The organism is Methylibium rhizosphaerae (assembly GCF_006386545.1).
In the GTDB taxonomy this organism is placed as follows: domain Bacteria; phylum Pseudomonadota; class Gammaproteobacteria; order Burkholderiales; family Burkholderiaceae_C; genus Pseudorivibacter; species Pseudorivibacter rhizosphaerae.
This window is the reverse complement of the sequence record NZ_SWAR01000011.1, coordinates 36,771-50,614: the sequence shown is the minus strand read 5'-3', so window position 1 is coordinate 50,614 and position 13,844 is coordinate 36,771. Positions and strand designations below refer to the sequence as shown.

The 13,844-nt window shown below is 67.3% G+C and carries 14 protein-coding genes; 13 read left to right on the top strand and 1 reads right to left on the bottom strand.

All coding sequences use genetic code 11. From position 1 onward, the window contains the following. Positions 1-14 precede the first annotated feature (14 nt). Complete coding sequence (trxB, locus tag E8D38_RS10560) at positions 15-965, bottom strand: thioredoxin-disulfide reductase (protein WP_140628985.1); 951 nt, start codon at positions 963-965, stop codon at positions 15-17. A 249-nt stretch (positions 966-1,214) separates the two neighbouring features. Between trxB and E8D38_RS10555 the strand changes: the two genes are divergently transcribed. The 13 genes from E8D38_RS10555 (at position 1,215) to E8D38_RS10495 (ending at position 13,834) form a co-directional block, all read left to right on the top strand. Continuing rightward, on the top strand, positions 1,215-1,883 hold the full coding sequence (locus E8D38_RS10555) for a Crp/Fnr family transcriptional regulator (RefSeq protein ID WP_140628983.1): 669 nt from the start codon (positions 1,215-1,217) through the stop codon (positions 1,881-1,883). A 78-nt stretch (positions 1,884-1,961) separates the two neighbouring features. Next, positions 1,962-4,355: a DNA translocase FtsK gene (locus E8D38_RS10550; RefSeq protein WP_140628980.1), complete on the top strand. Its 2,394-nt coding sequence runs from the start codon at positions 1,962-1,964 to the stop codon at positions 4,353-4,355. A gap of 8 nt (positions 4,356-4,363) precedes the next feature. Then, the gene (gene lolA / locus E8D38_RS10545) at positions 4,364-4,972 is read left to right on the top strand and encodes an outer membrane lipoprotein periplasmic chaperone LolA (RefSeq protein WP_140628978.1); all 609 of its coding nucleotides are present in this window, start codon (positions 4,364-4,366) and stop codon (positions 4,970-4,972) included. A 7-nt stretch (positions 4,973-4,979) separates the two neighbouring features. After that, positions 4,980-6,287, top strand: coding sequence for a replication-associated recombination protein A (locus E8D38_RS10540; RefSeq protein ID WP_140628975.1), 1,308 nt, complete (start codon positions 4,980-4,982; stop codon positions 6,285-6,287). 302 nt (positions 6,288-6,589) lie between these two features. Then, a complete protein-coding gene (locus E8D38_RS10535) occupies positions 6,590-7,513 on the top strand; it encodes a branched-chain amino acid ABC transporter permease (protein ID WP_140628973.1) in 924 nt (307 codons plus the stop codon). A 21-nt stretch (positions 7,514-7,534) separates the two neighbouring features. Next, complete coding sequence (locus tag E8D38_RS10530; RefSeq protein ID WP_140628970.1) at positions 7,535-8,620, top strand: branched-chain amino acid ABC transporter permease; 1,086 nt, start codon at positions 7,535-7,537, stop codon at positions 8,618-8,620. A gap of 10 nt (positions 8,621-8,630) precedes the next feature. Then, positions 8,631-9,407: an ABC transporter ATP-binding protein gene (locus tag E8D38_RS10525; RefSeq protein ID WP_140628967.1), complete on the top strand. Its 777-nt coding sequence runs from the start codon at positions 8,631-8,633 to the stop codon at positions 9,405-9,407. Positions 9,408-9,433: 26 nt separating this feature from the next. Next, entirely contained in the window at positions 9,434-10,150 is a 717-nt protein-coding gene (locus E8D38_RS10520; protein WP_246099426.1) for an ABC transporter ATP-binding protein, read from the top strand. Positions 10,151-10,344: 194 nt separating this feature from the next. Continuing rightward, positions 10,345-11,556, top strand: a complete 1,212-nt coding sequence (locus E8D38_RS10515) for an ABC transporter substrate-binding protein (protein WP_140628964.1) — start codon at positions 10,345-10,347, stop codon at positions 11,554-11,556. Positions 11,557-11,737: 181 nt separating this feature from the next. Beyond that, on the top strand, positions 11,738-12,499 hold the full coding sequence (locus tag E8D38_RS10510; protein WP_140628961.1) for a beta-ketoacyl synthase chain length factor: 762 nt from the start codon (positions 11,738-11,740) through the stop codon (positions 12,497-12,499). Continuing rightward, positions 12,492-13,268 (top strand): lysophospholipid acyltransferase family protein, encoded by a 777-nt coding sequence (locus tag E8D38_RS10505; RefSeq protein ID WP_140628958.1) that lies wholly within the window; start codon positions 12,492-12,494, stop codon positions 13,266-13,268. The genes E8D38_RS10510 and E8D38_RS10505 overlap by 8 nt, the downstream gene beginning before the upstream one ends. Then, complete coding sequence (locus E8D38_RS10500; protein WP_140628955.1) at positions 13,255-13,515, top strand: phosphopantetheine-binding protein; 261 nt, start codon at positions 13,255-13,257, stop codon at positions 13,513-13,515. The genes E8D38_RS10505 and E8D38_RS10500 overlap by 14 nt, the downstream gene beginning before the upstream one ends. Before the next feature lie 58 nt (positions 13,516-13,573). Next, entirely contained in the window at positions 13,574-13,834 is a 261-nt protein-coding gene (locus tag E8D38_RS10495) for an acyl carrier protein (RefSeq protein ID WP_140628952.1), read from the top strand. Positions 13,835-13,844 lie beyond the last annotated feature (10 nt).

Here is a 13,844-nt window from a genome sequence, read left to right as displayed (position 1 = left end):
CCCGCCGTGGCGTTTTACTGCTCCAGGAAGCGCTGCGCGTCCAGCGCGGCCATGCAGCCGGTGCCCGCGCTGGTGATGGCCTGGCGGTACACGTGGTCCTGTACGTCGCCGGCGGCAAAGACGCCGGGCACGCTGGTCATCGTCGCGAAGCCGTTCAGGCCGGAGCGGGTGAGGATGTAGCCATCCTTCATCTCCAGCTGGCCCTGGAAGATGTCGGTGTTGGGCTGGTGGCCGATGGCGATGAAGCAGCCCTGCAGCTTGAGCTCGGTGGTGCTGCCGTCCTCGGTGGACTTGAGGCGCACGCCGGTCACGCCGCTGGCGTCGCCCAGCACTTCGTCAAGCGTGTTGAACAGGTGCAGCTCGATCTTGCCGGCCTTGACCTTGTCCATCAGCTTGTCGACCAGGATGGCCTCCGCCTTGAACTTGTCGCGGCGATGGATCAGGTGCACCTTGGCGGCGATGTTCGACAAGTACAGCGCTTCCTCGACGGCCGTGTTGCCGCCGCCGACCACGCATACCGTCTGCTCGCGATAGAAGAAGCCGTCACAGGTGGCGCAGCCGCTGACGCCTCGACCCATGAAGGCTTCCTCCGAAGGCAGGCCCAGGTACTTGGCCGATGCGCCGGTCGCGATGATCAGCGAGTCGCAGGTGTAGGTGCCTGCGTCGCCCTTGAGGGTGAAGGGGCGCTTGGAAAGGTCGACCTGGTTGATGTGGTCGAACACGATCTGCGTGTTGAACCGCTCGGCATGCTGCTGGAAGCGCTGCATCAGGTCGGGGCCCTGCACGCCCATCACGTCGGCCGGCCAGTTGTCCACGTCGGTGGTGGTCATCAGCTGGCCGCCCTGGTGGAGGCCGGTCACCAGCAGCGGCTTCAAGTTTGCCCGGGCCGCATAGATGGCCGCGGTGTAGCCGGCGGGGCCGGAGCCAAGAATCAGGACCTGGGCATGCTGGTGATTGGTGCTCATGTGTTGCTCGTTGCTGCAGAAAGCGGGTTGGCACGGGACTCGCCTGATGCCAACACGCACGTGCTTCGGTTAGAGTTCGGCGCGTGAAGGATGTCACGATCCGCTGGCAGGGCACCGTTGCTTTCAGGGCAACTGGCCGCGCCGGCCGGGGAATCAAGGCCTCACATTGTAGGAACGGCGCCTGCGCCTCATTCTTGACGCAGGCAATCGCATCAATAGAGAAGAGAACGCATTCAGAGGAGCGTGCCCATGGCGATGTTGTCCAACCTTGACCTGATCCGTCGCGTGCCGCTGTTCTCCATGCTCACGAGCGACCAGGCCGAGGCCGTTGCCGAGGGTGTGGTGAAGCGCCGCTTCCGCCGTGGCGAAATCATCGTCGAGCAGGGGCGCAAGTCGAATGCGTTGTTCATCCTGCTGACCGGCCGCGCACGCGTCCTGACGGCCGACTCGCGCGGCCGCGAGGTGATCCTGGCGGTGCTGCAGCCGGGCGACTACGTCGGCGAGATGAGCCTCATCGACAACGAGCCGCACTCCGCCACGGTGCGTGCCGAGGTGCAGACGGACGTGCTGGTGCTCGGCCGCACCGAATTCGCGCGCTGCCTGCCCGAGAACTCCAGCCTGTCCTACGCGATCATGCGCGGGCTGGTGGCGCGGCTGCGCAACGCCGACCGCCAGATCGAGTCGCTGGCGCTGCTCGACGTGTACGGTCGGGTGGCCCGCACGCTGCTCGACATGTCCGAGCAGGACGGCGAGATCAAGATCATCCGCAACAAGGTCTCGCGGCAGGACCTGGCCAAGATCGTGGGTGCTTCGCGCGAGATGGTCAGCCGCGTGATGAAGGACCTCGAAGAGCGCGGCTACGTCGAGACTCAGGAAAACGGTTCCGTGGTGTTGAAGGAACGCTTGACCGCCCAGTGAGCGTGAAAGCGAAACGAGCGGTGACAAGCGCGCCGCTCGCAAGAGTGGCCGCCCGGGCCGTTCGGCCACAATCGCGGCATGACATTTCCGTTGGGTTCCTTGCGCTCGGAAGGCTCGACCTCCGGCGCTACCGTTGAACGGGGCCGGGGGCGTGCTGCTGCAGCTGCTGCTGCAGCGTCGGCGCCAGCCGACCCCGCGCCGCGCTGGAAGCTGCAGTTGGCCGTCGTGCTCGGCGGCGTGGGCTGGCTGCTGGCGGCGCTGGCTTTCGTGACGCACAGCGGCAGTGACGCCGCGTTTTCCACTTCCGGCCTCGGCCCGGAAATCCACAACAAGGCGGGTGTGCTCGGCGCCTGGCTTTCGGACCTGGCGTTCTTCCTGCTCGGCTATTCGGCGTGGTGGCTGCTCGCCCTGGGGGCCCGCGGCTGGCTGGGGGCGCTGGCGCGCCTGCTCCGCGCCGATGCGCCGCATGAGCCGGCTTCGAACCTCGGCACTTCGCACCGGCCGGTGTGGGTGTTCTGGCTCGGTATGGCCCTGCTGCTCGTGTCGAGCACGTCGCTCGAATGGAGCCGGCTCTACCAATGGGAGGCCGCCGTTCCCGGCGGTCATGCCGGCGGCGTGCTGGGCTACACGCTCGGGCCCCTGAGCCAGCGATTGCTGGGTTTCGTGGGGTCGGGTGTGTTCTGGATCGCCACCCTCGTGGTGGGCCTCTCGCTCGCCTTCCGCTTTTCGTGGGTGGCAGTGGCCGAGCGCCTGGGCGGGGCGATCGAGGGCCTGCGTGAGCGTCGCCAGGAGCGCATCGAGCGGGCCGAGGACATCCGCATCGGCGAGCAGGCCATCAAGGAGCGCGAGCAGGTGGTCGAGATCGAGCGCCACGTGATCGAGGACCACGTGCCCATCGTGATCGAGAAGCCGGTGGTCGAGGTGCCCAAGAGCGAGCGGGTGGTGAAGGAAAAGCAGAAGCCGCTGTTCAGCGAGTTGGCCGACACCAAGCTGCCGCAGGTGGACCTGCTCGACGCCGCCCCCGGCCGCCTGGAGACGGTGACGCCCGAGTCGCTCGAGATGACCTCGCGGCTCATCGAGAAGAAGCTCAAGGACTTCGGCGTCGAGGTGCGTGTGGTGGCGGCCTCGCCCGGCCCGGTGATCACACGCTACGAGATCGAGCCGGCCACCGGCGTGAAGGGCTCGCAGATCGTCAACCTCGCGAAGGACCTGGCGCGTTCGCTGAGCCTCGTGAGCATCCGCGTGGTCGAGACCATCCCGGGCAAGAACTACATGGCGCTCGAGCTGCCGAACGCCAAGCGCCAGATGATCCGCCTGTCCGAGATCCTGGGCTCGCAGGCCTACAACGATGCGCAGTCCATGCTCACCATGGGGCTGGGCAAGGACATCGTCGGCGGCCCGGTGGTGGCCGACCTCGCGAAGATGCCGCACTGCCTGATCGCCGGCACCACCGGCTCGGGCAAGTCGGTTGGCATCAACGCCACCATCCTGAGCCTGCTGTACAAGGCCGAGGCCAAGGACGTGCGCCTCATCCTCATCGACCCGAAGATGCTCGAGATGAGCGTCTACGAGGGCATTCCGCACCTGCTGTGCCCGGTGGTCACCGACATGAAGCAGGCCGGCAATGCGCTCAACTGGGGCGTGGGCGAGATGGAGCGGCGCTACAAGCTGATGAGCAAGCTGGGCGTTCGCAACCTGGCCGGCTACAACAAGAAGATCGAAGAGGCGAACGCCCGCGGCGAGAAGCTGCCCAATCCGTTCAGCCTGACGCCCGAGGCGCCGGAGCCGCTCGAGCGGCTGCCCTACATCGTGGTCGTGATCGACGAGCTCGCCGACCTGATGATGGTGGTGGGCAAGAAGATCGAGGAGCTGATCGCCCGGCTGGCCCAGAAGGCGCGAGCCGCCGGCATTCACCTCATCCTGGCCACCCAGCGTCCCAGCGTCGACGTGATCACCGGCCTCATCAAGGCCAACATCCCCACCCGCGTCGCCTTCCAGGTGAGCAGCAAGATCGACAGCCGCACCATCCTCGACCAGATGGGTGCCGAGGCGCTGCTGGGGCAGGGCGACATGCTCTATCTCGCGCCGGGCACCGGCCTGCCGGTGCGGGTGCACGGCGCCTTCGTGAGCGACGACGAGGTGCACCGCGTCGTCGAATACCTCAAGAGCCAGGGCGAGCCCAACTACATCGAAGGCATTCTCGAGGGCGGCAACCTCGACGATGAAGGTAGCAACCTCGACGGCTCGCCCGCCGGCGGCGGCGAGGGCGAGGCCGACCCGATGTACGACCAGGCGGTGGCGGTGGTGCTGCAGCATCGCCGCGCGTCGATCTCGCTGGTTCAAAGACATTTACGCATCGGCTACAACCGGGCAGCACGCCTGCTGGAACAAATGGAAAAGTCGGGGCTCGTATCCGGCATGTCCACCAACGGCAACCGGGACATCCTCGCCCCGGCCCGCCCCTCCGAATGATCCCGTCCATGAAACGAGTGCTTCTTGCCGGTGCGCTGCTGTTCGCAGGCGCTGCGGCCCATGCCGATGCGATCGACACGCTCAAGGCCTTCGTCAGCGACGTGAAGACCGGCCGCGCCAGCTTCACGCAGGTGGTCACCTCGCCCGACGGTGCCAAGAAGAAGTCGTCCAACGGCAGCTTCGAGTTCGCGCGTCCCAACCGTTTCCGGTTCGCCTATGCCAAGCCCTACGAGCAGCTCATCGTGGGCGACGGCCAGAAGATCTGGCTGCACGACCCCGACCTGAACCAGGTGACCGTGCGGCCCATGGGCGAGGCCCTCGGCTCCACGCCTGCCGCCCTGCTCGCCGGCAGCAACCTCGACAAGGACTTCACCCTGAAGGCGCTGCCGGACGAGGGCGGGCTGCAGTGGGTGCTGGCCACGCCCAGGCAGAAGGACAGCGGCTTCCAGTCGGTGAAGGTGGCCTTCAGGGCGAAGCAGCTGGCGGCGGTCGAGATCGTCGACAGCTTCGGCCAGCGTTCGCGGCTCGACTTCACCCAGGTGGAGGCCAACGCGTCGCTGCCGGCCGACCGCTTCCGCTTCACGCCGCCGCCCGGCGCGGACGTGCTTTCCCAGTAGCGTTTCCATGAAGCCGGCCGACGCGCTGGAGGCTCCGCTCGCCGAACGGCTGCGCCCCAGGACCCTCGATGAAGTGATCGGCCAGCAGCACCTGCTGGGGCCCGGCAAGCCACTGCGGGCGGCGTTCGAGTCTGGCCAGCCCCATTCGATGATCCTGTGGGGCCCGCCCGGCGTCGGCAAGACCACGCTGGCGCGGCTGATGGCCGACGCCTTCGACGCGCTGTTCATTCCCATCTCCGCGGTGCTGGGCGGCGTGAAGGACATCCGAGACGCGGTCGAGCAGGCGCAGCAGGCGCGCCATCGCGGAGGGCTGCTGGGTGGTGCGCAGCGCACCATCGTGTTCGTCGACGAGGTGCATCGCTTCAACAAGGCCCAGCAGGACGCCTTCCTGCCCCACGTCGAGTCCGGGCTGTTCACCTTCATCGGCGCCACCACGGAGAACCCGTCGTTCGAGGTCAATTCGGCGCTGCTGTCGCGGGCCACGGTGCACGTGCTGCAGTCGCTGTCCGACGAGGACCTGCGGGTCATGCTCGAGCGCGGCCGCAAGCTGCTCGAAGCGCCGCCGCTTTCGGAGGCGGCCACCGTGCGGCTCATCGCCTACGCCGACGGCGACGCGCGCCGGCTGCTCAACACCTTCGAGAACGTCGCCCGCATGGTGGGCGAGGTGACCGAGATCGACGAGCCGCTGCTCGAGCGGTCGCTCGGCGAGCAGCTGCGCCGCTACGACAAGGGCGGCGAGCAGTTCTACGACACCATCTCTGCGCTGCACAAGAGCGTGCGCGGGTCCGACCCCGATGCCGCGCTGTACTGGTTCGTGCGCATGGTCGACGGCGGCGTGGACCCGCGCTACATCGCGCGGCGCATGGTGCGCATGGCCAACGAGGACATCGGCCTGGCCGATCCGCGCGCCCTGCGCCTGGCGCTCGACGCCGCCGAGACCTACGAGCGCCTCGGCTCGCCCGAAGGCGAGCTGGCGCTGGCCCAGGCCATCGTCTACCTCGCGGTGGCGCCCAAGAGCAATGCGGTCTATGCGGCCTACAACGCCGTGCGCGCCTTCGTGAAGCAGGACGTCACCCGGCCGGTGCCGCTGCGCCTGCGCAATGCGCCCACCAGGCTGATGAAGCAGCTCGACTACGGCAAGGGCTATCGCTACGCGCACGACGAGGCGGGCGGCTTTGCGGCGGGTGAGAACTACTTCCCCGACGGCATGGCGGCACAGCGGTTCTACGAGCCGGTACCCAGGGGGCTGGAGATCCGCATAGGCGAGCGCCTTCAAGAGCTCCGCCGTTTGAACGAAGAATCGAACAAAACCTGAAGAAACGCATAACCCGTGGCGAAAAATTCATGGGTTGATCCGAAAACTCAGTGTCTTGTGCGGAAGGCGCCGCCGTTACAATGCGCGCCGTTTGGTGCCCGACCTGCCCAAAAGCAAAGCCCGCCACATTCGCGGCGGGCTTTTTGCTACCCGCACAAGCCATAGGCCTGGGCAGGGTGGGGCGTAGGTAGAGTGCCGGCACGATTCCCCACCAGCCCTTCTTTCGTCTGAGGCCGGACGGGATCGTCGGCGGCGGGACTCGCAAGAGCCCGCCGTTTGTCGTCAACACAGGAGACAGCAGGATGGACATCCTCATACAGCAGATCATCAATGGTCTGGTGCTGGGCAGCGTGTATGCGCTCGTGGCACTGGGCTACACGATGGTCTACGGCATCATCAACCTCATCAACTTTGCCCACGGCGAAGTGCTGATGGTGGGCGCTTTGACGAGCTGGACGGTCGTCACGGTGCTGGCCGGCAGCGGACTCCCGGGCTGGCTCCTGTTGCTGATCTCGCTCATCGCCGCGATCGTGGTGTGCGCGGCGCTCAACTTCACCATCGAGAAGATCGCCTACCGGCCGCTGCGCAACGCGCCGCGCCTGGCGCCGCTGATCACCGCCATGGGCATGTCGCTGCTGCTGCAGACGCTGGCCATGATCATCTGGAAGCCGGGCTACAAGCCGTACCCGATCCTGCTGCCCAGCGAGCCGTTCTTCATCGGCGGCGCGGTCATCAACACCACCCAGATCCTGATCCTCATCGCCACCGCGGTGACGCTGGCGGGCCTGATGTACGTGGTGAACTACACCAAGCTCGGCCGCGCGATGCGCGCCACCGCCGAGAACCCGCGCGTGGCGGGCCTCATGGGCGTGCGCCCCGACATGGTGATCTCGGCCACCTTCATCATCGGTGCCGCGCTGGCCGCGCTGGCCGGCGTGATGTACGCCGCCAACTACGGCTCGGTGCAGCACACCATGGGCTTCCTGCCGGGCCTCAAGGCCTTCACCGCAGCGGTCTTCGGCGGCATCGGCAACCTGCCGGGCGCCATGGTGGGCGGCGTGCTGCTGGGGCTCATCGAGTCGCTGGGTGCCGGCTACATCGGCGCCCTCACCGGCGGCGTGCTGGGCAGCCACTACCAGGACATCTTCGCCTTCGTCGTGCTGATCCTCGTGCTGACGCTGCGTCCGCAGGGCCTGCTGGGCGAGCGTGTGGCCGACCGTGCCTGACCGACGAGGACCCGAGACATCATGAAAAACAAGCTTGTCGTTTTCGTCGTCTGCGGCCTGCTGCTGCTGCTGACGCCGCTGGTGGCGCAGTACTTCGGCAACGCCTGGGTGCGCATCATCGACCTGGCCCTGCTGTACGTGCTGCTCGCGCTCGGCCTGAACATCGTGGTGGGCTACGCCGGCCTGCTCGACCTGGGCTACATCGCGTTCTACGCGGTGGGCGCCTACATGTTCGCGCTGCTGGCATCGCCGCACCTGACCGACACCTTCCCGGCCGTCAAGGCGATGTTCCCGAACGGCCTGCACACGCCGATCTGGATCGCCATTCCGCTGGCCGCGGCGCTGGCCGGCATTGCCGGCGTGCTGCTGGGCGCTCCCACGCTCAAGCTGCGCGGCGACTACCTCGCCATCGTGACGCTGGGCTTCGGCGAAATCATCCGCGTGTTCATGAACAACCTGGACGCGCCGGTGAACATCACGAACGGCCCGAAGGGCATCGCCGGCATCGACCCCATGCACCTGGGCCCGGTCAACCTGGGCCGGCCCACCGAGATCTTCGGCTTCGAGATCGCCTCGGTGACGCTGTACTACTACCTGTTCCTCGCGCTCGTGGTGGCCAGCGTGGTGATCTGCTATCGCCTGGAGCAGTCGCGCATCGGCCGCGCCTGGATGGCCATCCGCGAAGACGAGATCGCTGCCAAGGCGATGGGCATCAACACCCGCAACATGAAGCTGCTGGCCTTCGGCATGGGCGCCACCTTCGGCGGCGTGGCGGGCTCCATGTTCGCGGCCTTCCAGAACTTCGTCTCGCCCGAGTCGTTCAGCCTGCAGGAGTCCGTCATGGTCGTGGCCATGGTGGTGCTCGGCGGCCTGGGCCACATCCCGGGTGTGATCCTGGGCGGCTTCGTGCTCGCGGCGCTGCCCGAAGTGCTGCGCTACGTGGCCGACCCGCTGCAGCACGCCACCGGCGGTCGCCTGGACGCTGCCATCCTGCGCCAGCTGCTCATTGCGCTGGCGATGATCATCATCATGCTGATGCGCCCGCGCGGCCTGTGGCCCTCGCCCGAACACGGCAAGGCAGCTCCGACCCCCGTGCCCAGCAAGTGAGGAAGATGCCATGACCGACACCATCCTCAAGGTTGCCAACGTCTCCAAGCGCTTCGGCGGGCTGCAGGCACTGTCCGACGTGGGCATCACCATCGAAAAGGGCCAGGTCTACGGACTCATCGGCCCCAACGGCGCCGGCAAGACCACGTTCTTCAACGTGATCACCGGCCTGTACACGCCCGACTCGGGCCTCTTCGAGCTCGGCGGGGCGCCCTACAAGCCCACCGCGGTGCACGAAGTCGCCATCGCGGGCATCGCGCGCACCTTCCAGAACATCCGCCTGTTCGCCGAGATGACGGCGCTCGAGAACGTGATGGTGGGTCGCCACATCCGCACCCACTCGGGGCTGTTCGGCGCGGTGTTCCGCTCGGCCGGCTTCAAGCAGGAAGAGGCCGAGATCGCCAAGCGTGCCCAGGAGCTGCTCGACTACGTGGGCATCGGCAAGTACGCCGAATACAAGGCCCGCACGCTCAGCTACGGCGACCAGCGCCGCCTCGAGATCGCCCGCGCCCTGGCCACCGACCCCAAGCTCATCGCGCTCGACGAGCCGGCTGCCGGCATGAACGCCACCGAGAAGGTGGTGCTGCGCGAGCTGATCGACCGCATCCGCAAGGACGGCCGCACCATCCTGCTGATCGAGCACGACGTGAAGCTGGTGATGGGCCTGTGCGACCGCGTGACCGTGCTCGACTACGGCAAGCAGATCGCCGAAGGCACGCCGGCCGACGTGCAGCGCAACGAGAAGGTGATCGAGGCCTACCTGGGCGCCGGTCACACCGCCCATTGATGACGGGCACAGCAGGAGAACAACGCATGTCCGACATCATGCTCAAGGTCAGCGGGCTGAAGGTTGCCTACGGCGGCATCCAGGCCGTCAAGGGCGTCTCGCTCGAGGTCCGCAAGGGCGAACTGGTCAGCCTCATCGGCGCCAACGGCGCCGGCAAGACCACCACGCTGAAGGCCGTCACCGGCACCCAGCCGGCGGCCGACGGCGACATCGAGTACCTGGGCCGCTCCGTCAAGGGGCAGGGCTCGTGGGACCTGGTGAAGCAGGGGCTGGTGATGGTGCCCGAAGGCCGGGGCACGTTCACCCGCATGACCATCACCGAGAACCTGCAGATGGGCGCCTTCGTGCGCAACGACAAGGCCGAGATCGACGCGGACATGGAGAAGGTCTTCGCGACCTTTCCGCGCCTGAAGGAACGCCGCAACCAGCTGGCCGGCACCATGTCGGGCGGCGAACAGCAGATGCTCGCGATGGGCCGCGCGCTGATGGCGCGCCCCAAGGTGCTGCTGCTCGACGAGCCGTCGATGGGCCTGTCGCCCATCATGGTCGACAAGATCTTCGAGGTGGTGAACGACATCCACCAGCAGGGCGTGACGGTGCTGCTCGTCGAGCAGAACGCCAGCCGGGCGCTGCAGCTGGCGGCGCGCGGCTACGTCATGGACTCCGGCGAAATCACCATGAGCGGCGATGCCAAGATGCTGCTCAACGACCCGAAGGTGCGTGCCGCCTACCTGGGCGAGTGACGCTTTCGCGGCGGCCACACGGCGCCTCATGAAGAACGCGGCTCCGGCCGCGTTCGTTCTTTATGGGTAGCACGATCCGTGTGCAATGCACGGAAGCCTGCTTGGGACCAACCCTAGGCTTTAGGCCGCCTTTAAGCCTCGCCGTGCGACCGACTCCTACGCTTGCCGCCTCATCGCGAGCGAAGGAGATGCTGATGTTCAGGCGTGTACTCCGGGCGGCCGTCGCCGCCACCGTCCCCTGGCTGGCCGTGCACGGGCCGGCGCTGGCCCAGGCCTCGGCGCCGCCCTTGAAGGTGGGTTTCATCTGCCCGTTTTCGGGCGGCTCGGCGGACTTCGGCAACAGCGCCCGCCTGGGTGCCGAACTGGCCACCAAGGAGATCAACGAGGTGGGCGGCTTCATGGGCCGCTCGATCGAACTGGTGTCCCGCGACGACAAGGCCAGTCCGGACGAAGGCCGCCAGGTCTCCGAAGAACTGGTGCTGAAGCAGAGGGTGGCCTTCACCGTCGGCTTCTGCAACACCGGCGTCGCCCTGAAATCGCTCGACGTCTTCCAGGACAACAAGCACCTGCTGGTGGTGCCCGTTGCCACCGGCTCGGCGGTCACCGCCAAGTACCCGCCGGCCGACAGCTACATCTTCCGCATGTCGGCACGCGACACGCTGCAGGCCGCCTTCCTGGTCGACGAAGTGGCCAAGCGAGGGTTCACCCGGGTGGCCGTGTTCGCCGACAAGACCGGTTATGGCGAAGGCGGCTACAAGGACGTCGAGCGCTTCCTGGCCGACAAGCGGCTCAAGCTGGTCTACGCGGCGCGTTTCGACCTGGGCGTGAAGACGCTCGCTGCCGAGGTGCAGGAGGCCAGGGCGGCAGGCGCCGAGGCGATCATCGGCTACACCGTGGGGCCGGAGTTCGCCGTGCTGACCCAGGCGCGTGCCGAGGCGGGGTTCAAGGGGCCGATGTACGGTCCCTGGCCGCTGTCGTTTCGCACCGTCTGGGACAAGGCGGGCGCCGCGGCCGAGGGCGTGATGATGGTGCAGACCATCATCCAGGACCTCTCCAACGAGCGCCGCATGTCGTTCATTGCGAGGCTGAAGCGCCATGCCGGCGCGCAGCCGATCGGCTCGCTCATGGCCGCCGCGCAGACCTACGACGCCGTCCACCTGATGCTGCGCGTGCTGTTCCAGACCAACGGCGACACCTCCGGCGACGCTCTCAAGCGCGCCCTCGAGGACCTGCGCAAGCCTTACGTCGGCGTGGTCACCACCCATGACAAGCCGTTTTCGCCGTCGGACCACGATGCCTTCTCGCGCAACATGATCTGGCTGGGTGTCTGGCGCCGCGGCGAAGTGCAGTTCTATTACCCCGAAGACGCCAAACGTGTTGGTTTTGTACGGCGGAAAGAGCTGTAACAGCGCTTCCTGGTGCGCCCAATCTAGGGGGCGTGCCAAATTTGCAGCAGGAACGGAAGTGCTTCCTTCATAAAATCGCGCTCTACGGGAGACCAAGCGAGGTGTCCTCGGCTTCTGAGGGGGAGGCTGTCGCCTCGCTCGGCAAAGTGCTCAGACCACATGCCGAACCCGCATCAGAGCAGTGAACCTCGACTTCGTCATCAAAGATTGGGCGGCCTATGCGGCTGGCCTCCATGCGCCGGCTGACTGGCAGGCCTGGGCTGCCGCCCCGTACCTGCCCACGGGAGACGAGCAGCCGGACCTGCGTGAAATGCCCGCCATGGCCCGACGCCGCCTGGGCGCACTCGGCCGTGCCGCCGTGCAGGTGGCCTGGTGGTGCCAGGGCGCAGCCGCCGGTGGCATGCCGGTGGTGCTGGCCTCGCGGTACGGCGACGCCACGCGCTCCCTCGAACTGCTGGCCGAACTCGCCCGCGGGCAGGCCCTCTCGCCCACCGCCTTCGGGCTGTCGGTGCACAACGCCATCGGCGCGCAGTACTCCATTGCGCGCGGCGACCGCTCCAACTACCTGTCCATCGCCGCCGGTGCGGCCGGCGCTGCCGAGGCGATGGTCGAGGCCGCGGGCCTGCTGGCCGACGGGGCCGGCGAAGTGCTGGTCGTCAACTACGAAGCCCCCCTGCCGGGCGACTACGCCCGCTTCGAGGACGAACCTTCCACTTGCTACGCCTGGGCCTGGAAGGTGGCGCGACCCGCTGGCGACGCGGCGCAGCCGGCGCAGCTGCAGCTGCACGCAGCGCAGGCGCCCGAGCCGGGCCCGGTGAGCGACCACGCCGGCCTGCCGTTCGGCCTCGACGTGCTGCGCTTTTTCGTCAGCGGCGACGCGCAGCTGCAGCGCAGCGCCGCCGGTCGCCTGTGGACCTGGCAGCGGCCCCACCACCATGGCTGAGCGCATCGACCAGTACTGGCGCATCTGCGCCACCGGCTTCTGCTTCTCGACCTTCGGGCTGGGCGGCCTGCTCATGCGCGTGGTGATCTTCCCGTTGCTGTCGCTGGTGGTCTGGCACGAGCAGCGCCGGGCCGACCTCGCCAAGTGGGTGATCCACCAGTCGTTCCGCATGTTCGTCGGCCTGATGGCGCTGGTGGGTGTGATCAGCTACGAGGTGCGCGGCATCGAGAAGCTGCGACGCCGCGGCCTGCTGATCCTGGCCAACCATCCGTCGCTGATCGACGTGGTGTTCCTCATCTCCTTCGTGCGGCATGCCGACTGCATCGTCAAGGGCGCGCTGGCGCGCAATCCGTTCACCCGCGGGCCCATCCGCGCGGCGGGCTTCGTCTGCAACGACTCGGGCGCCGGCCTGGTTGAAGACTGCATCGCCTCGGTCCGCGGCGGCAACAACCTGGTGATCTTTCCGGAGGGCACGCGCACGCCGCTGTCCGGCGAGGCGCGCCTGCAGCGCGGCGCGGCCAACATTGCCGTGCGCGGAGGCATCGACATCACGCCGGTGCGCATCCGCTGCGCACCGCCCATGCTGACCAAGGGCGTGGCCTGGTACCGGGTGCCGGAGCGGCGCGCGCATTTCATCATCGAGGTGTGCGACGACATCCCCGTGCGCGACTTCACCGCCGGCTGCGCCGGCGAAGCGCTGGCGGCGCGCCGCCTCACCGATTTCCTCACCGAATATTTTTCTTTGGAGACACGTCGTGCAGAGTCTTGAGCTCGAGATCAAGGAACTGATCATTTCGTCGCTGGCGCTCGAGGACATCAAGCCCGAGGACATCGACGCCGAAGCGCCGCTGTTCGTCGAGGGCCTGGGCCTCGACTCGATCGATGCGCTCGAGCTGGGCCTCGCGCTCCAGAAGCGCTACGGCGTGAGCCTGTCGGCCGATTCCGAAGAAACCCGCCGCCATTTCAAGAGCGTGCAGGCGCTGGCTGCCTTCGTGGCGGCCGGGCGCAAGTCCTGAGGCGGCTGCCTGCCGAGCCGCCACCTCACTGCCACATCACCACACGATAGGCCGCACCATGACAAAGGACGACATCTTTGCCCGGATCGTCGCGATCCTGCAGGAGACATTCGACATCGAGGCTTCGCGCATCACGCCCGAAGCCAAGCTCTACGACGACCTCGACATCGACAGCATCGACGCGGTCGACCTGATCGTGCAGCTCAAGCCCCTGGTGGGCAAGCGCCTGCAGCCCGAGGCCTTCAAGTCCGTGCGCACCGTGCAGGACGTGGTGGACGCGCTGTTCGGCCTCGTCAACGACACGGCCGCCCACGCCTGAGTTCCGCGTC